The sequence below is a fragment of the uncultured Methylovirgula sp. genome (genome assembly GCF_947646745.1).
Lineage (GTDB): Bacteria > Pseudomonadota > Alphaproteobacteria > Rhizobiales > Beijerinckiaceae > Methylovirgula.
On the sequence record NZ_CANSHK010000025.1, the window covers coordinates 1 to 18,190 of the forward strand.

Genomic DNA, 18,190 nt, shown 5'->3' on the forward strand with positions numbered 1-18,190 from the left:
TCCGCAGATCCTGCGGGGCGGCATCGTCGTGGAGGCTGAGAAGGCGCCTCTCGCGTCTTCTCGGCGCCAGCTTGGCCTGGGCGAGGCCGGCGGCGATGGCGATCCGCAAAATCGCAAAGAAGAATGTACGCGCGAGGCCCTGCTGCTTCAATTCGATGAGGCCGAACCCATGGGCGAGCCCGCTGGCGGCAAAGACGGCGCCGATCGGAAACAGGGCGATGACGAACAAGACGCGCCAAGCGGCGAGAATTTTCTGCAGCGGCGTCGGCGCCGTCTCTTGCGGCTTGCGAAACGCGGCGCGGCGCGCCGTGCGGCTCAACGGCCAGTAAAAGACGACGATCACGGCCAGGACCGCCCAAAAGATCGGCGCTCGCCAGCCTGCAAGCTTGCTGGCGCTTTCCGTAAGCCAGGCGCCGGTTCTCTTGTGGAGCGCGAGAATGTTGCCGGGAATTTCGCTGAAGACATCGCGCCAGAGGGATGGGCTGGCGAGGCTCGGCTCCTGCTGGAGCAGCGATTGCGCGAGCCGTGCGCGCAATCGTGCGGCGATCGTATCCTGCGCCTGCTGCGTCTGGACGACGAGCAGATTGGCCCGTTTCACCAAAGTATCGAGGTCGTCGTAGGCTTTCTGGCGCTTCGCCCGCTCGGCCGTGACCACTTTGGCTTCCGGCGGCGCATTGGCGGCCGGTGCGGGGCCGAGCTGGTCGAGCTGCGCCTTCTGGGCGGCGAGCCGCGGCGTCAGATGATCGAGGAGCTTTTGCAGCAGCGGCCCTAAGGGCTGCGTTTCATCCTGAAGCTTTTGCAGGACTTCCTTGGAAAGCCCGGGCTGCTGCAGCGCCGTGTCGACCTCCTGCAAGCTCCGCGCCGTCTGGTCCAGGTTGGCGGCGTCGATGTCATTGAACGTATTGGCGCGCGCGGCGACGCCCGCGCCGAGGAGCAGGGCGAGAAGGGCGAAAAGGCGGGCCACACGCAGCAGGGTCAAGGGCCAAGGCTCCGGTCGGCATTGCAAGGTGCGGCGCAAGGGTGACGCAGCCGCGATGCTCCCGTTCGCCAAGAAAGACGGCAGCTTCATGTCTTTATGGCGTTAATCTTAGGCGGATAGCGATGCGTCACGCCGCGAAAATCCGCGAGTCGATAGGCGCCGTCTTCGCCCGGCATGACGCTGTCGAGCGGCACTTTGCCGAAGCCGCCGGGAATATCGAGCATGTAGCGGGGCTGACAGAGGCCGGAGAGTTTTCCGCGCAAGGTGGCGACGAGCCTTTGTCCTTCGCCGATCGACAGGCGGAAATGCGATGTTCCGCGCGCCAGATCCGGATGATGCAGATAATACGGCTTGATGCGCAGCGCCACGAAGCGGCGCATCAGCGCCGCCAAAGTTTCGGCATCATCGTTCACGCCGCGCAGCAAAACACTTTGGCTCAGCATCGGAATGCCGGCATCGATCAGCGTGGCGCAGGCGGCGGCCGCGGCGTCGTTCAATTCGCGCGGATGGTTGGCGTGAAGCGCGACATAGACCGTCTTGCCCGATCCGCGCAGCAGATGGGCGAGCGCCTGCGTCACCAGCGCCGGCGCGACGACCGGCACGCGGCTATGGATGCGCACCACTTGGACATGCGCGACGGCCCGCAGCCGCGCGAAAATCTCGTCGAGGCGGCGCAAGGAGAGAATCAGCGGATCGCCGCCGGTCAGGATCACTTCGAAGATCTCGCGGTGATCGGCGAGATAGGCGAACGCCTTATCAAGCGCATCCGGCGAAAGATGTGTTTCGCCGCCGGGCCCGACGCTCTCGCGCCGGAAGCAGAAACGGCAATAGACCGGGCAGACATGCAGCAGCTTCAGCAGCACCCGGTCGGGATAGCGATGCACCAATCCTTCGACGGGGCTTCGCGCCGCATCGCCGATAGGGTCAGCCCGTTCCTCCGGCGTCGTGATGCGTTCGGCGGCGGTGGGAACGAACTGGCGGGCGATCGGATCGTCGCGATCGTCGCGGTCGATCAGCGACGCCACCGTCTCGTTGACGGCAATAGCGTAGCGTTCGCCGACCGCCGCCAATTCATCGCGCGCCTCGGGCGCGACGAGACCCGCCGCGATCAGGTCATCGATGCTCATCATCGTCGCACCGCTCATAAGGGCGTTCCGATTTCGGCAACCGGCGCCCACAGCACATCCTCGATCCGCTTCGCATCGGTCGCGAGCATCACCAGCCGGTCGAATCCAAGCGCGATGCCGCAGGCCGGCGGCATGGCGCCGAGCGCGGCGAGAAAATCCTCGTCGATCGGATAGGCGTCGCCGTAGATGCGCTGGCGCTCGCGCATCGCGGCGGCAAAGCGGCGGCGCTGCTCATTTGCGTCGGTCAATTCGCCGAACCCATTGGCGAGTTCGACGCCGCAGACATAAAGCTCGAAGCGCTCGGCAAATCTTTTGTCTTCCGTGAGCCGCGCCAAGGCCGCCTCCGGCGCCGGATAATCGAAGAGCAACGTCGCGCGGCCGTGGCCGAGGTTCGGTTCGATCTTCGCCGAAAGCACCTTGCTGAAAAGATCCGACCAAGTGTCGTCTTCTGTGACGCGCAAGCCGAGAGCGGCGGTTTCGCGCGCAAGAGCCTCGCGGTCGCAGCCTTGCGCATCATAGGTCGCCGTGAGATCGAAGCCGGCGTAGCGCTCGAAGGCTTGAGCGACGGTCAAAATCTCCGGCTCGGCAAAGGCCGCCGCCGTCGCGCCGCGGAAGCGGAATGTGTCGGTCGCGGCCGCCTTGGCCGCAGCGGCCAGCACATCCCGGCAGTCGGCAAACAGAGCGCGATAGGGCGCCTTCGCCCGGTACCATTCGAGCAGGGTGAATTCCGGATGATGCAGCGGGCCGCGCTCGCGGTTGCGGAAGACATGCGCGAGGCTGAAAATCTTGTCCTCGCCGGCGGCGAGCAGCTTCTTCAGCGCGAATTCCGGCGAAGAATGCAGATAAAGCCGCGAGCGGTGCTCATCCGGGCCGATCAGCTGCGTTGCAAAGGCCGAAATATGCGTTTCGTTGCCCGGCGAGACCTGCAAAATCGCGGTATCGGCCTCGATAAAGCCCTGGGCGTCGAAAAAGCCGCGCAAAGCCTTGGCCAGCGCCGCCCGGATGGTTAAAAAGCGCCGCTGTCCGGCCTGCGCGCCCGGCTGCCACCAGAAAGAAGGCTCGCTCATATCCTCATTTCGCTTGAAATCCCCCCGCGAAGCCTTGTAGCGAGGGCACGGGCGCTTATAGCGCAGCCGCGCAGCGTGCGGCAGGCCGCCCGGAATTAGCCTGCCTCCGGCTAGTCCCCATTGAATTTTAATGCGTTTTGGTTCAAGCGGCGGCTCGGATCAAAGTGCCGCTCGAGTCAGAGACGAAGGAAACCTCGTGAAAGTCATCGCCAGTTCCATCCGCAAAGGCAATATTATCGAGCGCGACGACGGCCAGCTCTATGTCGTTCTCAGTGCCGAAAGCTTCCATCCTGGCAAGGGCACGCCGACGACGCAGATCGACATGCGCCGCTTGTCCGACGGCGTGAAGGTCTCCGACCGCTACAAGACGACGGAACAGGTCGAACGCGCCTACGTCGAGGACGCCAATTTCAATTATCTCTATCAGGACGGCGATCATTATACATTCATGAATGCCGATACCTATGATCAGGTGAGCGTCTCGGCCGATGTGATCGGCGATCAGGCGGTCTATTTGCAGGAAGGCATGACCTGCATTCTGTCGGTCTTCAACGGCATTCCGGTCGGCATTCAATTCCCGCCGCGGGTGACGCTCGAAGTCGTCGAGACCGAGCCGGCGATGAAGGGCCAGACGGCGTCCTCGTCCTATAAGCCGGCGAAGCTCTCGAATGGCGTGCGCACCATGGTGCCGCCGCATATCCAGACCGGCACGCGCATCATCGTGCAGACGGAAGACGGCTCCTATGTGGAGCGCGCCAAAGACTGATTTTTGCTAGCGGTCCTCGCTCTGCGCATCGAGCCGGGCGAGGAGTTCGTCGGTGTTGGCGAGGCTGCCTGCCGTAGGCAGGGCGAAGACGGCGCGCAATTCCGCACCGATCTGGGCTGCCATGTCCTTGCCGCCGCGCGGCAATTCGGCGCGTGTGCGCTCCAGGCGCAGCTTCGGCTTGGCGCTCTGGCGCTGCGGAGGCTCTCCGCCCATCTCCCAAATCTTCATCGTCAGCCCTGCCACGTAAACCTCCGCCCACTCCTCTTCAGCCCGCCGTGCGCGATGGCCCCGTCTCTGTCGCGTGAGAAACGTGCTGCCGGTGAATACGTTCCGAGGTGCCGGTGTGTCGGCCCGCGGACTTGCCGTGTGGCCTTTGCGCGCCTATCCTGCTTCGAGCCTTGGGGTGCTGCCGGGTTTCCGGCGGCTGAGATCAGACCCTTTGAACCTGAATCTGGGTAATGCCAGCGCAGGGACAGGCAATACGTAAGCGCAGCCGGACTCCGCCTGCCATCGCGTGTCTGCTCCTGCGCCGGCCCCATCACAGCGCGGAGCCGGCCGATGAACATTCGCCAAAAGCCCGAAAACCTCGTTCCGGAGAGCGTGACCTGCGGGCCGCTGCCCGGCGCGCGGAAAATCTATGCCGAGCCGCGCCCCGGAATCCGGGTGCCGTTCCGCGAGATCGCGCTCGATCCAGCGGCGAACGAGCCGCCGGTGCGCCTCTACGACGCCTCGGGGCCCTATACGGAGGATACGCCGCGCATCGATCTTTCACAGGGTCTGCCGCGCCTGCGGGAAGCCTGGTATGCGCCGCGCGGCTTCGAGACCTATCAGGGCCGCGCCGTCCAGCCGGAAGACAATGGCAATGTCCGCGCCGAGAAGCTCGTGCCGCCCTGCCCGGCCAATGTCGCGCCGCGCCGCGGCAAGCTCGGCCAACACACGACGCAATATGAATTCGCCCGCGCCGGGATCATCACCGAAGAGATGATCTATGTCGCGGCGCGCGAGAACCTCGCCCGCGAAAAAGCGCTCGACGGCGCCGCGGCGCGCCTGGCCGACGGCGAAAGCTTCGGCGCCGCGATCCCCGCCTTCGTGACGCCGGAATTCGTCCGCGACGAGATCGCCCGCGGCCGCGCCATCATTCCCGCAAACATCAATCATCCCGAACTCGAGCCGATGATCATCGGCCGCAATTTTTTGGTGAAGATCAACGCCAATATCGGCAATTCGGCCGTCACCTCCTCGGTCGCCGAGGAAGTCGACAAGATGGTCTGGGCGATCCGCTGGGGCGCCGATACGGTGATGGACCTTTCGACCGGCCGCAACATCCACAACATCCGCGATTGGATCATCCGCAACGCGCCGGTGCCGATCGGCACGGTGCCGATCTATCAGGCGCTCGAAAAGGTCGATGGCGATCCGATCAAGCTCACCTGGGAGATTTTCCGCGACACCTTGATCGAACAGGCCGAGCAGGGCGTCGATTATTTTACGATCCATGCGGGCGTGCGGCTTGCCTATGTGCCGCTGACCGCCAAGCGCACCACAGGCATCGTCTCGCGCGGCGGCTCGATCATGGCGCGCTGGTGCCTGTCGCACCACAAGGAGAGCTTCCTCTACGAGCATTTCGACGAGATCTGCGACATCATGCGCGCCTATGATGTGTCGTTCTCGCTCGGCGACGGCCTGCGTCCGGGCTCGATCGCCGACGCCAACGACCGCGCCCAATTCGCCGAATTGGAAACGCTCGGCGAATTGACCAAGATCGCCTGGGACAAGGGCTGCCAGGTGATGATCGAAGGCCCCGGCCATGTGCCGATGCACAAGATCAAGGTGAACATGGAAAAGCAGCTCGAAGAATGCGGCGAGGCGCCGTTCTATACGCTCGGGCCGCTGACGACCGACATCGCGCCGGGCTATGACCACATCACCTCGGGCATCGGTGCGGCGATGATCGGCTGGTATGGCTGCGCCATGCTCTGCTACGTCACGCCAAAGGAGCATCTGGGCCTGCCCGACCGCGACGATGTGAAGACGGGCGTCATCACCTATCGCATCGCCGCCCACGCGGCGGATCTCGCCAAGGGCCATCCGGCGGCGCAGGTGAGGGACGATGCGCTCTCCCGCGCGCGGTTCGATTTCCGCTGGCAGGATCAGTTCAATCTGTCGCTTGATCCGGACACCGCCCGCCAATTCCACGACGAGACGCTGCCGAAGGAGGCGCACAAGGTCGCGCATTTCTGCTCGATGTGCGGGCCGCAATTCTGCTCGATGAAGATCACCCAGGATTTGCGCGACGAGGTGAACGCGATGGCCGTGCGCGAGAAGGGCATGGCGGAAAAGAGCGCGGAATTTTTGGAGAAGGGCGGCAAGCTTTACGTCATAACCGAGACTGTTGATTCCCGAACAAGTTAGAACACGACTTGTTGTGAATAAGGATGCGTTGACATAGCATTAGGAAAGTTGACAGCATGCTGGACGACTATCAGCTCAGCGATTCGTAACTTGGAGGGATGACTATGAAGGACAAGTTAGAGGAGCTGGTCATCCGCGCTCGCAAAATAGTTATGAATGAAACCCAGCTTCGAGAGCAACGGCGTAGCTTTGCATACGGCAACACCCATATCGAAAACGAAAGAATAACAAAGGAGATGGTAGCCGAGGCCGATCGAAAAATAGAAATGCGAAATAAATCGTGACTGAAGATCGGCATAGCGAAGCGGAAGATGTCGCGCTTATCAGCGATCCAGATCAGATTGCCCGAAAAGAAGCTGAAAACGGTCTTCGTCAATTTGCATTGGCGCTCGACATAATCCGCTCTCACGTGAAGGACGCGGAGCGTCCTTTTAAACTTCGAGTAGGCCCAATTTTGCAGCTTCATCAAGCGGCATTAGAGGGATTGCATCGATTAGCCGGGACGTTTCGAAATACACCTGTAAAAATTCACGGGAGTCGTCACCAACCTCCAGAGCCTGCCTTTGTTGCCGACGAAATGCAGGCGCTATGTGAATATGTAAATAGCAATTGGAATAAGAGCGCGGTCCATCTCGCCGCCTACGTCCTTTGGAAGATGAATTGGATTCATCCATTCGCCGATGGCAACGGCCGAACGGCTAGAGCCGTGTCCTATGTGGTTTTGAGCGTTAAGTTGGATAGCCTCTTACCAGGCACTCCGACAATTCCGGAACAAATTGCAATTAACAAAATACCTTATTACGAGGCGCTTGAGCGCGCCGATGAAGCGTGGACGTCAGAAAAAATTGATGTTTCTGCACTTGAACAACTCGTTGGCGGTATGCTCGCTCACCAGCTCATCAATGCGGCGAGGGAAGCCGATGGCGATCAAATCGAGCCAGAAGAGCGTAGGCTGCATTAAGATAGAAATTGGGTTGAAGCGATTTATTGGCAGTATTCGCAATTGCCGCTTAAAGTTATTCGGTCTCCTCAGTATTTTGCTTTTAGTTGCGGCGTCCCTCGTCCCCGCCTTCGCCCAAACCTACATCATCGAAAGCCTGCACATTCCCGAGACCGCCGCGGGCGCGCAGGGGCTTGAGGGGCTGCTCATGCTGCCTCCCGGCCGCGGGCCATATCCGCTGGCGCTCTTGAGCCACGGCTCGCCGCGCGATGCGGCGGAGCGGCCGCAACTCGCGCCGCAACAGATGCTGCCGCAGATGCTGGAATTCGCCCGCCGCGGCTGGGCCGCCGCGACCATCATGCGGCGCGGCTATGGTCTCTCGGGCGGCGGCTGGGCGGAAAGTTTCGGGCCCTGCGACAAGGCCGATTACCTTCACGCCGGCCGCGCCGGCGCCGCGGATCTCACGGCCGCCTTCGCCGCGTTGTCGCAGCGCCCCGACATTGATGCGCATCATATGATCGCCGTCGGCGTTTCGGCCGGCGGCTTCGCCACCGTCGCGCTGGCGGAAAATCCGCCGCCGGGCCTCGTCGCGGCGGTGAGCTTCGCCGGCGGCCGCGGCTCGGAAAGCGCCGATGAGGTCTGCGATGCGCCGGCGTTGATCGCGGCCTTCCGCACCTTCGGCCAGCACGCCCGCACGCCGATGCTCTGGGTCTATGCCGCGAACGATCATTTCTTCGGGCCGCAGCTCGCCGATCAATTCCGCCAAGCGTTTGCGGCGGCCGGCGCGCCGGTGACGTTCGTCCATGCCTCAGCCTTCGGCGCGGACGGCCATAAGCTCTTTTCCGCGCAGGGCGAGGCGGTGTGGACGCCGCTCGTCGATGCGTTTCTGCGCCGGCAAGGTTTGCGCGACCGCGCGCCCCTCCTGCCGCCGTATGGCTCGGGGCCGCTCACGCCGCCGGCGGCGCTGTCCGCCAACGGCCGCAAGGATTTTGCCGCCTATCTCGCGGCCTTTCCGCATAAGGCCTTTGCGATCGGGGCCGATGGCGCCTATGGATGGCGCACGGCCCGCCGCAGCGCGGCCGAGGCGCGGCGCGCGGCGCTCGACCTCTGCGGCGCCCATGCCGGCGCCTGTCATGTTTATGCCGTGGACGACGGCTACGCCGCGCCGCGATAAGCCGGCAGGAAACCTGCGCGGCCTCAGGCGTTGGCGATATGCCACAAGGAAAATCCGATGCCTTCGAAACTCGATCAGTTGAAGCAATGGACCATCGTCACCGCCGACACCGGCGATATCGGCGCCATCGCGCAGTATAGACCGCAGGACTGCACCACCAACCCGAGCCTGATCCTCAAAGCCGCGGGCATGGAAGAGCATCGCGATCTCGTCGAGGAGGCGGTGCTCTGGGGCTTGAGCCATGGCGCGGCGACGAGCCGCGTCGCGCAGCGGCTCGCAGTCAATTTCGGTGCCGAACTGACGAAGCTCGTGCCCGGCCGCGTCTCGACCGAGGTCGATGCCGATCTTTCCTTCGATATCGAGGGCACCGTCCATCAGGCGCGCGAGATCATCGCCGATTATCATCAGCGCGGCGTCGGCCGCGAGCGCGTGCTGATCAAGGTCGCCGCGACCTGGGAAGGCATCCAGGCCGCCTCGATCCTGCAGAAGGAGGCGATCGACTGCAATCTGACACTGGTCTTCTCGCTGGCGCAGGCGGCGGCGGCCTTCGAGGCCGGCGCCTATCTCATCTCGCCCTTCGTCGGCCGCATCCTCGACTGGCATGTCAAGAACATGGGCAAGACCTATACGGCCGAGACCGACCCCGGCGTGCTCTCGGTCAAGGAAATCTACGCCTATGCGAAATCGGTCGAGGCGAAGACGATCGTCATGGGCGCCTCGTTCCGCAATCAGGGCGAGATCGAAGCGCTCGCCGGCTGCGACAGCCTGACGATCGCGCCGGCGCTTCTCGATCAATTGGCGAAGGACGAGGGCGCGCTCGTGCGCGCGCTCGAGCCCAACGACAAATTGCTCGCCCCGGCGCAGATGTTCCTCGACGAAAAGAGCTTCCGCTTCATGCTGAACGAGGATGCGATGGCGACCGAGAAGCTCGCCGAAGGCATCCGCGTCTTTGCCCGCGATCTGCGCGCCTTGCGTGAATTGGTTTCGGCGCGGCTCACGATGGCGGCGTAGAACGCCGCCTTTAATTCATCATCGTGACGATGGCGTCGATCACTTTGCTGTCGTCGCCTGGGAGGCTGTGCCGGGTTTCGGCGCGGCCTGAGAAACGGGTTGGTTCGGTATCTCAACCCAGCCTTTTTCGGTCCAGCCGTAAAGAGACTTGGACAAGGGCCGCTCGGCGTGCGCCCATTCGTCGTCAACGGCCTTGTGCATGAGTTCCAGTGCATCCGGCGTGTCATCACCGATAATGAACATCTGGTCCGTCGACGGAACGGCAACGATCAACGTTCCGCCGAATGTTTGAGCGACCGGCGCCCAGAGCTCGGGAAAGGCGAAGGTCGTCACGAAATCATCGCCGACAAAGACGCTGAGGTCGGCTTTGTCTTTCGGTGTGAGGTTCGGAACGCCTTTTTTGAGCGCGGCCTTGGTATTCGCCAGCGCGAGCTTCAGCCCGTCATCCACGGAAAGACCGAGCGCCTTGATTTCCGCCGGTTTCGGATAGCTTACCATCGTTGGACTATCCTCGACCACGATGGCCCAGAGATCGCCGCAAAGGGGTTCGACCAACGCATTAATATCGTCACCATAGCGTTGTTTGAGTTCGTCGACATGCTCGCCATCGCGGACCACGACGCGCAGGTTCGATTTCGAAATCGGCGGGTCGCCATTTTGATGAGCGACCTTGAACTGCCAGGCCCGCGCGACGATCGCCTGGCCGCAGTTGTTAATGTTGCGCTGGCAATAGGAATAAAGATTGTAGAGATAGGCGTGCCAGCTCGCGCCGGCTCGGGTGACTTTCAGCTCCAAAGGCCCGACGATTTCGATCGAAGCATCTGGGAGATCAATCTTGAATTCCTGGGCCGAGAGCTTCGTGAGCTCGTTGGCGAGACGATCGGCATTGCTTCGATCATCCGCGGGCGCAGCAGCCATCGCGCAAATGAGGCAGAACGCGACACTGACTGCCGTCCATACAAATTTCTGGACGCAGTTCATGGAACGGCCCCGCATGAAATTGAATAAAGCTAAGCTAAAGCTTGGTTGTAGCAGAGGCAATCGATTTTGGCGGCGACAAGCCGCCGGGGCGAATCTGAGCCGCCTTTAATTCATCATCGTGACGAAGGCGTCGATCACCTTGCCGTCGCGCACCAGCGCGATGCCGGCGCGCCCGGCGAGCCGCTCCCAGCTCTCGACCGGGCTCGCGAAGCGCACGAGTTTGTCGCCCGGCCGCATCTCGCTTTTCAGCCGCTCCCATTCCGCGTGAAGGCCCGAGCTCGGCGCGCCGTAATCGGCGTCGACGTCCGCGACGCTTATCGGCGTATCGAGCCAGTCCGGCGAAATGGACAATCCCATCATGCAGCCTGTCGTTTCGGGGTGATGAGCTTGCGGTTGACGAGCAGTTCGGCGATCTGCACGGCGTTCAGCGCCGCGCCCTTGCGCAGATTGTCGGCCACGCACCAGAAGGCGAGGCCGTTCTCGACGGTCGCGTCCTCGCGGATGCGCGAGACAAACGTGGCATCTTCGCCCGCCGCCTCGTGCGGGGTGATATAGCCGCCCGGCTCGTGCTTATCGACGACAAGCACGCCCGGCGCTTCGCGCAGGATGTCGCGCGCTTCGTCGGCGGTGATCGGCTTTTCGAATTCGACGTTCACCGCTTCCGCATGGCCGATGAAGACCGGCACGCGCACGCAGGTTGCAGTGAGCTTGATCTTGGGATCGAGGATCTTCTTCGTCTCCGCAAGCATCTTCCACTCTTCCTTGGTGTAGCCGTCTTCCATGAAGACGTCGATCTGCGGAATGAGGTTGAAGGCGATGCGCTTCGGAAACTTCTTGGTCTCGACGCTGTCGGAGACGAAGATCGCGCGGGTCTGGGCGAAGAGTTCGTCCATCGCCTCCTTGCCGGCGCCGGAGACCGATTGATAGGTCGCAACGACGACGCGGGTGATGGTCGCGGCGTCGTGCAGCGGCTTCAGCGCGACGACGAGCTGCGCGGTCGAACAATTCGGATTGGCGATGATGTTCTTCTTCGCAAAGCCCTTGACCGCATCGGCATTCACTTCCGGCACGATCAGCGGCACGTCGGAATCGTAGCGCCAGGCGGAGGAATTATCGATCACGACGGCGCCTTGCCGGCCGATCTTCGGCGACCATTCCTTCGACACCGTGCCGCCGGCCGACATCAGGCAGAGGTCGGTGCCGGTGAAATCGTAATTTTCCAGCGCTTTGCAGGTGAGCGTCTTGTCGCCGTAGGAGACATCGGTGCCGATCGAGCGCGACGAGGCGAGCGCGACGACTTCATCGGCGGGAAAGCGCCGCTCGGCCAGAATGTCGAGCATTTCGCGCCCCACATTGCCGGTTGCGCCGACGACGGCGACCTTGAAACCCATATTTTTCTCCTTTGCGGCCGGGGCAGGATCGAGAAGCGCCAAGGGCTTTCCGCTCGCGAGCCGCGCGAAAACCTAAAATCCGCGGCTGCCATAACAAAGATCGGGCGAAAAATCACGTCCGCAAGGCTGCCAAGCAGCCTGCGGGCCCGGCGCGTAAAGCCTCTGTTGACGCTATCGGCAAAAGTCCGCGCCGCGGTAACCCGGCCGCGAGCCTCACGATGCGACACTCGCTTGGCCGCCCCAAGGCCCGAGAATGCCATGCACGCGACCTTCGACGACATCAGGCCGACGCGGCTCATCGATGAGCCGAACCGCCGCCGTCTGCGGCGGCGGCGTGGCGTCTCGCCGGGCATGGCCGCCATTGTCGCGATCCTGTTCGCGGCGGCTTTGGTCCTGTTTGCCGGCCGCGAGGCGCCGCCCGCCGCGCCGCCGGCCACCCATGCCGCCGCCCCGCCGCCCGATTGGACCGACATTGCCAACCCGCTGCAGCTTTACGATCTCGCGGCGCCCGAATTCGCGCACAGCACCCAAAGCTATGCGGCGCGGCGCAATCGCTTCGGCGGCCGCCAGGATATTTTGACGTTTGGCGGGCTCGACGGCCGCAGCCCCTTCTTCCGCCTGACGCTCTACCGCCTCGGCGGCGAAAAGGCCGTCGATGTCCCGCTGTTCGTGGCTCTGGTTCGGCTTGCCGCGTCGGCGGAGCTTTCGATCGTGCGAACCGCCAATGTCGCGGTCCTGCCGACGCGCTTCGGGCCGATCGAGGCGGCGGATGTCGATCTCGCCGCTGGAAATGCCGCACCGGTGCCCTGCCTCGGCTTCCGCGGTGCCGGGCTCGACGGATATTTCCGGTTCGGCGGCTTTGCCTGCGGCGGCATGGCCATGCCGGTCTCGCGGCCGGCCCTTGCCTGCCTGCTCGACAGGCTGGAGCTTGACGGTGGTGGCGATCCCGACCTGGTCGGTTTCTTCGCCGCCTCGGAATTGCGCCGCGACCCGCGCTGCGTCGGGGCCGCGCTCGGCCCCGACATGAGCCGGACCGATTGGAATTGGATCGACGAAAATGATGCGCCGCCGCCACTCAAGCTGCGAAAAATGCGCTGAACGTGCTTTTGACGGCTCGGGCGGCGCTTTGTCATTCGCGCCGAACCAAAAGCCCGGCTAAAGAGTTTTCTGGGGCATGGCCGCGTCGGGCGGCCGCCGAAGCTTCGAGGACCGATCGCGGGCACGATTTCGGATCGATTCGAGCCAAAATCATCGTGATCGAGCGGCGGAAGGAATTCTTATGCGTCCGATGTCGATCTTGCTACTGAGCGTGACTGCCTTTGGCGCGGCGGCCATGGTGGGTGCGCCCGCTTCGGCGGCGCATCGGCATCACCATCATTATTATGCGCCGGCGCCGGTCTATTCGAGCGCCGAGCCGCCGCTCACCGTCAATAAGCGCAGCTGGCTCGATCCGGGCAATGTCGTGCCGCAGGGCTCGGAAGAGAACTATGTGACCGCCAATACCGGCTTCAATCAGACGCCGGATCAGGTCTATTTCCCCTCGCGTTTCGAGGAAGACAACCTGCCGCGTCCGCTTTACCCGACCGGCCGGCCGCGGCCGCTGGTCGAGTTCTGGACGCCGGCCTATCCGCCCTATCCATAAGACTTTTCCGGTCTGATCGGAGAGATCACGCGTCGAAGTCGAAATGCGCCAGCACCGGGACGTGGTCGGACGGCCGCTCCCAGCTGCGGCTTTCGCGCACGACCTTCATGCCGCGCAGCGCCGCAGCGAGGCTCGTGCTTGTCCAAATGTGATCGAGGCGGCGGCCCTTGTCGGCCTTCGCCCAGTCGGGCGAGCGATAGCTCCACCACGTATAGAGCCGCTCCTCGGGCGGCACGTAGCGGCGGAGCGCATCGACCCAGGGACCGGCGGCGAACACCTTGCCGAGCTTTTCGACCTCGACCGGGGTGTGGCTGACCACCTTGAGCAGCGCCTTATGGTTCCAGACATCGGTCTCGAGCGGCGCGATATTGAGATCGCCCACCATCATGGCGTCGCCGCCGGCGATGCGGTCGGCGCGGATCCAGCTCGCCATTTCGTCGAGAAAGGCGAGCTTATGCGCGAATTTCGGATTGATCGCGGGGTCCGGCTCGTCGCCGCCGGCGGGCACATAGAAATTATGCAGGGTGAAAGCGCGGATATTGGTCGGCGCCAGCGTCACGCTGACGTGGCGGGCGTCGCCCTTGTCGCAGAACGGGCGCCGGTCGATGATCCCGAACGGGATTTTCGAGACGATGGCGACGCCGTGATAGCCCTTCTGGCCATTGAGCGCGATATGGCTATAGCCGAGCTTGCGGAAGGCGGCGGCGGGAAATTCGGCGTCCCGGCACTTCGTCTCCTGCAGGCAGAGAACGTCCGGCGCATGGGCGGTCAGGAACTTGCCGACGAGATCGATACGAAGACGGACGGAATTGATATTCCAGGTGGCGACAGTGAAAGGCAATTTCGACTCGGAAACGGTGATCTCGCCCGATTGAGCACAAGCCGCCGTCGCGCCGCAAGAAAAGCCTCGCCGCCGTCACAGGTTTTTGCCCGGCTGTAGGGGCCAAAAAATTAGGGCGTCCGACCGAAATCGGACGCCCGTGGAGCGACACTGTGCCGGGAGGGGGTCCGGCGAAGCCGGCGAGACCGAACGGGGGGAATTCGTCAGGCCGGCCGTATCACTCTCCTGTGAGGAGATAGGCTTGGCCCCATGCGGCTGCAAGACCGGCCGCAAATTATTGCCAACAGTTAATTGCTCTGGTTGAGGAACCGGCTGCTTGAGCCGTCCAGCCGATTCGAGCGGATTTGGAAGACGGACGGATCGGGCGGCGTCGTCCTGTCGACATTGAACAGCGAGACGAGGGTCTCGTTGCCCTGCGGGTCGGTGACTTCCCATTGCTTGAGCTGGAAGCTCGCCGGATCGAACATCAGCTTGATGCGCGACGTCCCGCCGAAGGTTTCGTTGTCGACGACCGTGATCGTCACATTATCCGGATCGCTCGTGACGTCTTGCACCGCCACGTCGTGCAGCAGGTCGATGCGATCCTTGAGCAGGAATTTCAGCGGCGTCTGCCAGATGAAATAGAAATCCTGCGTCGCCATTTTGCGGTCGACGACGGCGACGGTCATGCCGTCGGCGACGATGTCGAGCGTCGCGGGTTCCGCATATTCGAAGCGCAGCTTGCCCGGCTTCTGCACATAGACCTTGCCTTCCGAGCGGCGGTCGCCGCTGATCTGGACGAAATCGCCGATCATGGTCCGCGTCGAATTGAAATAATCGTCCGCCTTCTGGATCGCGACATGCGGATCGATCGGCGTGAACGGCTGGGTCGAAGCCGGCGCGGCGGCGGGCGGCGTCGCCGGCGCCACGGGATGCGGTTTTGGCGGCGGGGCTGCGGCGGGATCGGCGAAGGCCGCCGCGGGCAGAGCCAGGGCCGCAAGAACGAGAATTGAAACGCCTGCGCGCTTCAAGCTGGTCATCGACATGAATTTCGCCTTTCGCGCCCGGCGCCGATTCGTTCGCAAGAAAGTTTAGCACGAAACCGCCGCATTCGGCGCACCGGACCTGTGCGGTCCGATCGTGCTGCGTACAGCGAGCGGTAATCGGGCGATGTGGCGGCAATAGGACGGCTCGGACGCCGCCCTGCCCTAATAATCCGCCGCCGGTTCGAAGGCGCCGCGGTCAATGCCGCCGCCGACCAGGATGGTGCGTTTGCCGGAATGGTTCGGCGCGCTGACGACGCCTTCCTTTTCCATCCGCTCGACCAAGGAGGCGGCCTTGTTGTAGCCGACGGAGAGCCGGCGTTGCACATAGCTCGTCGAACATTTCTTGTCGCGTAGGACAATGGCGACGGCGCGGTCGTAAAGATCGCCGCCTTCTTCGCCCTCGGCGCCGGTCGGGAAGCTTTCGCCGTCTTCGCCGGCCGGCTCGTCCTCGACCATGATGGCATCGAGATATTCCGGCGCGCCCTGGCTCTTGAGATGTGCGACCACCTTCTCGACTTCGCCGTCGGAGACGAAGGGGCCGTGCACGCGCATGATGCGGCCGCCGCCGGCCATGTAGAGCATGTCGCCCTGGCCGAGCAATTGTTCGGCGCCTTGCTCGCCGAGGATGGTGCGGCTGTCGATCTTCGACGTTACCTGGAACGACACGCGGGTCGGGAAATTCGCCTTGATCGTACCAGTGATGACATCGACCGAAGGGCGCTGCGTCGCCATGATCAGATGGATGCCGGCGGCGCGCGCCATCTGCGCGAGGCGCTGGATCGCGCCTTCGATGTCCTTGCCGGCGACCATCATCAGGTCGGCCATTTCGTCGACGATGATGACGATATAGGGCAGGACCGACAGGTCCATCTCCTCCTGCTCGTAGACCGCTTCGCCGGTCTCGCGGTCGAAGCCCGTCTGCACCGTGCGACTGACCGTCTGGCCCTTCGCCGCAGCCTCGGCGACCTTGGTGTTGAAGCCGTCGATATTGCGCACGCCGAGCTTCGACATTTTCTTGTAGCGGTCCTCCATTTCGCGGACCGCCCATTTGAGCGCGACGACAGCCTTCTTCGGATCGGTGACGACCGGCGTCAAAAGATGCGGGATGCCGTCATAGACCGAGAGCTCCAGCATTTTCGGATCGACCATGATCAGCCGGCATTCGTCCGGCCGCAGCCGGTAGACGAGCGATAGGATCATCGTGTTGATCGCGACCGATTTGCCCGAGCCGGTCGTGCCGGCGACGAGGAGATGCGGCATGCGGTCGAGATCGACGATGATCGGCTCGCCGCCGATCGTCTTGCCGAGCGCGATCGACAGCTTGCCCTTCGATTTCTCGAAATCTTGGGAGGCGAGGATTTCGCGCAGATAGACCATTTCCCGGCGCTGGTTCGGCAGTTCGATGCCGATCACGTTGCGGCCCTGGACGACGGCGACGCGGGCGGAGACCGCCGACATCGAGCGGGCGATGTCGTCGGCAAGGCTGATGACGCGCGCCGATTTGATGCCGGGCGCCGGCTCAAGCTCGTAAAGCGTCACCACCGGCCCCGGCCGCACATTGATGATCTCGCCCTTGACGCCGAAATCGTCGAGCACACCTTCGAGCAGCCGCGCATTCTGCTGCAGCGCTTCTTCCGAGACGCGGTTGACCGCGCCGCGCTTCGGCTCGCTCAGCATGAGCAGAGGCGGCAGCTGATATTTGGCCTTGCTCAGGCGGTCGAGCATCGAGGGCTGGATTTCGCGCTGCAGGCGCTGGCCCGACTTCAGATTGGTCGTGCCCGGCGTAACGCGGCTGCGGCTGCCCGGCAGATCCTCGGCTTCGGCCTCGGCGGCCTGGCGCGCGGCGCGGGCGGCCGGCGGCGCATAGGCCGACGGTTCGAAACCGAGATCGAAATTGGGGTCTCCGCGCATATGGCGCTGGTCGAGCGCGGGGCCGACGCGACGCGCCGCATCCTGCCAAGGCGCCAGTGTCGTGCGCGGCTCGCGCCGCTTGGCCAAGGCGCGGGCGAGGCCCGATTTCGCCGTCAAGAGCGCATGAATGACGCCGCCGACGACGACCAGCGCCAAGCCCGGTTCGCCGGCGCGATCCTCGTCCTCAGCGGCGGCGGCCGCACGCTTGGCGGGCTTCGGCGCCTCGTCTTCGTCTTCGTCGAAATAGGCTTCCGGCTTCGGCTTGCCGACCGCTGCGGCGAGCGCCAGGATCGCCACGGCCGCGAAGATAACCGCGAGGATCAGCGTCATCGGCCCATGGCCGCCGAAAAGATGTTTCGGGATGAAGAGCAAAGCATCGCCGAGCACGCCGCCGAGACCCGTCGGCAGCGGCCAGCGGCTCGTCACCGGCAGGACGGCGGCAAATCCCGTCGCGGCAACGCTGCCGATCAGCCAATAGAGCAGGCGCCAGCTCGGCCGATCGAGGTGCCGGGTGCGCAGTAGGCGCCAGCCCCACATGGCAAGCGGCGCCAACAGGGCGAGCGAGGCGAGCCCCAGCATCTGCATGAAGAGATCGGCGGTGATGGCGCCCGGAGCACCGAGCAGATTGCGCACCGGGCCGTCGGTCGCATGGTTGAGGCTTGGGTCGCGAACCGACCACGTGAGCAGCGCCAATGCCAGCGCGCCAGTGCCTGTGATCAGCGTCAGGCCGATGATTTCGGCGGCGCGGCGCACAGCAAAAAGGCGCAGCGGGTCGGGAATATGGTCCAAGGCCGTGAAACTGGTCGTCGTACGCATGCCTGCCCTGGCCCCGGTCCGGCGCGCCTGCCGGCCGGATGGAGTTCACCGGGCCGATAAGACGTCGCGCCAATTCGCTCTGTCGGCGCCTGTCCCCCTTGGAAAAC

Annotated in this window: 19 protein-coding genes and 1 riboswitch; of the genes, 9 read left to right on the forward strand and 10 right to left on the reverse strand. The window is 63.6% G+C overall.

Features of this window, described 5'->3' with window-relative positions; all coding sequences use genetic code 11:
* The 3 genes from Q0025_RS08800 to epmA form a co-directional block, all read right to left on the reverse strand.
* A partial coding sequence (locus Q0025_RS08800) for a DUF3772 domain-containing protein (protein WP_297298082.1) occupies positions 1–979 on the reverse strand: 979 nt, incomplete at its 3' end.
* Positions 980–1,065: 86 nt separating this feature from the next.
* Positions 1,066–2,109, reverse strand: a complete 1,044-nt coding sequence (locus Q0025_RS08805) for a lysine-2,3-aminomutase-like protein (RefSeq protein ID WP_297298084.1) — start codon at positions 2,107–2,109, stop codon at positions 1,066–1,068.
* An 11-nt stretch (positions 2,110–2,120) separates the two neighbouring features.
* A complete protein-coding gene (epmA, locus tag Q0025_RS08810; RefSeq protein WP_297298086.1) occupies positions 2,121–3,173 on the reverse strand; it encodes an EF-P lysine aminoacylase EpmA in 1,053 nt (350 codons plus the stop codon).
* A gap of 196 nt (positions 3,174–3,369) precedes the next feature.
* Here epmA and efp point away from each other — a divergent pair, with 196 nt between their 5' ends.
* A complete protein-coding gene (gene efp / locus Q0025_RS08815) occupies positions 3,370–3,939 on the forward strand; it encodes an elongation factor P (protein WP_297298088.1) in 570 nt (189 codons plus the stop codon).
* A gap of 6 nt (positions 3,940–3,945) precedes the next feature.
* Here the strand turns inward: efp and Q0025_RS08820 are convergent, their stop codons facing one another.
* Positions 3,946–4,182 (reverse strand): hypothetical protein, encoded by a 237-nt coding sequence (locus tag Q0025_RS08820; protein ID WP_297298090.1) that lies wholly within the window; start codon positions 4,180–4,182, stop codon positions 3,946–3,948.
* A 146-nt stretch (positions 4,183–4,328) separates the two neighbouring features.
* Positions 4,329–4,430, forward strand: a riboswitch (TPP riboswitch).
* A 67-nt stretch (positions 4,431–4,497) separates the two neighbouring features.
* Between Q0025_RS08820 and thiC the strand changes: the two genes are divergently transcribed.
* The 5 genes from thiC (at position 4,498) to tal (ending at position 9,476) form a co-directional block, all read left to right on the forward strand.
* A complete protein-coding gene (gene thiC, locus Q0025_RS08825) occupies positions 4,498–6,351 on the forward strand; it encodes a phosphomethylpyrimidine synthase ThiC (RefSeq protein ID WP_297298092.1) in 1,854 nt (617 codons plus the stop codon).
* 104 nt (positions 6,352–6,455) lie between these two features.
* Positions 6,456–6,635, forward strand: coding sequence for a hypothetical protein (locus Q0025_RS08830; protein ID WP_297298094.1), 180 nt, complete (start codon positions 6,456–6,458; stop codon positions 6,633–6,635).
* Complete coding sequence (locus Q0025_RS08835) at positions 6,632–7,312, forward strand: Fic family protein (protein ID WP_297298096.1); 681 nt, start codon at positions 6,632–6,634, stop codon at positions 7,310–7,312. The genes Q0025_RS08830 and Q0025_RS08835 overlap by 4 nt, the downstream gene beginning before the upstream one ends.
* Before the next feature lie 76 nt (positions 7,313–7,388).
* Positions 7,389–8,465 carry a dienelactone hydrolase family protein gene (locus Q0025_RS08840; protein WP_297298098.1) on the forward strand — a complete coding sequence of 359 codons (1,077 nt, stop codon included), beginning with the start codon at positions 7,389–7,391 and terminating at the stop codon, positions 8,463–8,465.
* A gap of 57 nt (positions 8,466–8,522) precedes the next feature.
* The gene (gene tal / locus Q0025_RS08845) at positions 8,523–9,476 is read left to right on the forward strand and encodes a transaldolase (RefSeq protein WP_297298101.1); all 954 of its coding nucleotides are present in this window, start codon (positions 8,523–8,525) and stop codon (positions 9,474–9,476) included.
* Between the two features lie 39 nt (positions 9,477–9,515).
* On the opposite strand, the gene Q0025_RS08850 is transcribed toward tal, so the two are convergent.
* Positions 9,516–10,094, reverse strand: coding sequence for a hypothetical protein (locus Q0025_RS08850; RefSeq protein ID WP_297298102.1), 579 nt, complete (start codon positions 10,092–10,094; stop codon positions 9,516–9,518).
* On the opposite strand from Q0025_RS08850, the gene Q0025_RS08855 reads away from it, so the two are divergent.
* Positions 10,074–10,484, forward strand: coding sequence for a hypothetical protein (locus tag Q0025_RS08855; RefSeq protein WP_297298104.1), 411 nt, complete (start codon positions 10,074–10,076; stop codon positions 10,482–10,484). The genes Q0025_RS08850 and Q0025_RS08855 overlap by 21 nt on opposite strands.
* Positions 10,485–10,562: 78 nt before the next feature.
* Here Q0025_RS08855 and Q0025_RS08860 read toward each other — a convergent pair whose 3' ends face one another.
* Both Q0025_RS08860 and Q0025_RS08865 read right to left on the reverse strand, forming a co-directional pair.
* Positions 10,563–10,817, reverse strand: a complete 255-nt coding sequence (locus tag Q0025_RS08860; protein ID WP_297298106.1) for a hypothetical protein — start codon at positions 10,815–10,817, stop codon at positions 10,563–10,565.
* The gene (locus Q0025_RS08865; protein ID WP_297298108.1) at positions 10,814–11,848 is read right to left on the reverse strand and encodes an aspartate-semialdehyde dehydrogenase; all 1,035 of its coding nucleotides are present in this window, start codon (positions 11,846–11,848) and stop codon (positions 10,814–10,816) included. Before Q0025_RS08865 ends, Q0025_RS08860 begins: the two co-directional genes overlap by 4 nt.
* Before the next feature lie 258 nt (positions 11,849–12,106).
* On the opposite strand from Q0025_RS08865, the gene Q0025_RS08870 reads away from it, so the two are divergent.
* The gene (locus tag Q0025_RS08870) at positions 12,107–12,946 is read left to right on the forward strand and encodes a hypothetical protein (RefSeq protein WP_297298110.1); all 840 of its coding nucleotides are present in this window, start codon (positions 12,107–12,109) and stop codon (positions 12,944–12,946) included.
* A gap of 190 nt (positions 12,947–13,136) precedes the next feature.
* A complete protein-coding gene (locus Q0025_RS08875; RefSeq protein WP_297298111.1) occupies positions 13,137–13,490 on the forward strand; it encodes a hypothetical protein in 354 nt (117 codons plus the stop codon).
* A 25-nt stretch (positions 13,491–13,515) separates the two neighbouring features.
* Here the strand turns inward: Q0025_RS08875 and Q0025_RS08880 are convergent, their stop codons facing one another.
* The 3 genes from Q0025_RS08880 to Q0025_RS08890 all read right to left on the reverse strand — a co-directional run bounded on the left by Q0025_RS08880 (position 13,516) and on the right by Q0025_RS08890 (position 18,083).
* A complete protein-coding gene (locus tag Q0025_RS08880) occupies positions 13,516–14,331 on the reverse strand; it encodes an exodeoxyribonuclease III (RefSeq protein ID WP_297298113.1) in 816 nt (271 codons plus the stop codon).
* Positions 14,332–14,618: 287 nt separating this feature from the next.
* The gene (locus Q0025_RS08885) at positions 14,619–15,356 is read right to left on the reverse strand and encodes an outer-membrane lipoprotein carrier protein LolA (protein ID WP_297298115.1); all 738 of its coding nucleotides are present in this window, start codon (positions 15,354–15,356) and stop codon (positions 14,619–14,621) included.
* 162 nt (positions 15,357–15,518) lie between these two features.
* On the reverse strand, positions 15,519–18,083 hold the full coding sequence (locus tag Q0025_RS08890) for a DNA translocase FtsK (RefSeq protein WP_297298117.1): 2,565 nt from the start codon (positions 18,081–18,083) through the stop codon (positions 15,519–15,521).
* Positions 18,084–18,190: the final 107 nt, after the last annotated feature.

Bases quoted from the DNA above. Each gene is read 5' to 3' on its own strand.
- Q0025_RS08805 (WP_297298084.1), bottom strand. From the start codon at position 2,109: ATGATGAGCATCGATGACCTGATCGCGGCGGGTCTCGTCGCGCCCGAG.
- epmA (WP_297298086.1), bottom strand. From the start codon at position 3,173: ATGAGCGAGCCTTCTTTCTGGTGGCAGCCGGGCGCGCAGGCCGGACAG.
- thiC (WP_297298092.1), top strand. From the start codon at position 4,498: ATGAACATTCGCCAAAAGCCCGAAAACCTCGTTCCGGAGAGCGTGACC.
- Q0025_RS08830 (WP_297298094.1), top strand. From the start codon at position 6,456: ATGAAGGACAAGTTAGAGGAGCTGGTCATCCGCGCTCGCAAAATAGTT.
- tal (WP_297298101.1), top strand. From the start codon at position 8,523: ATGCCTTCGAAACTCGATCAGTTGAAGCAATGGACCATCGTCACCGCC.
- Q0025_RS08855 (WP_297298104.1), top strand. From the start codon at position 10,074: ATGCTCGCCATCGCGGACCACGACGCGCAGGTTCGATTTCGAAATCGG.
- Q0025_RS08860 (WP_297298106.1), bottom strand. From the start codon at position 10,817: ATGATGGGATTGTCCATTTCGCCGGACTGGCTCGATACGCCGATAAGC.
- Q0025_RS08865 (WP_297298108.1), bottom strand. From the start codon at position 11,848: ATGGGTTTCAAGGTCGCCGTCGTCGGCGCAACCGGCAATGTGGGGCGC.
- Q0025_RS08870 (WP_297298110.1), top strand. From the start codon at position 12,107: ATGCACGCGACCTTCGACGACATCAGGCCGACGCGGCTCATCGATGAG.
- Q0025_RS08875 (WP_297298111.1), top strand. From the start codon at position 13,137: ATGTCGATCTTGCTACTGAGCGTGACTGCCTTTGGCGCGGCGGCCATG.
- Q0025_RS08885 (WP_297298115.1), bottom strand. From the start codon at position 15,356: ATGTCGATGACCAGCTTGAAGCGCGCAGGCGTTTCAATTCTCGTTCTT.
- Q0025_RS08890 (WP_297298117.1), bottom strand. From the start codon at position 18,083: ATGCGTACGACGACCAGTTTCACGGCCTTGGACCATATTCCCGACCCG.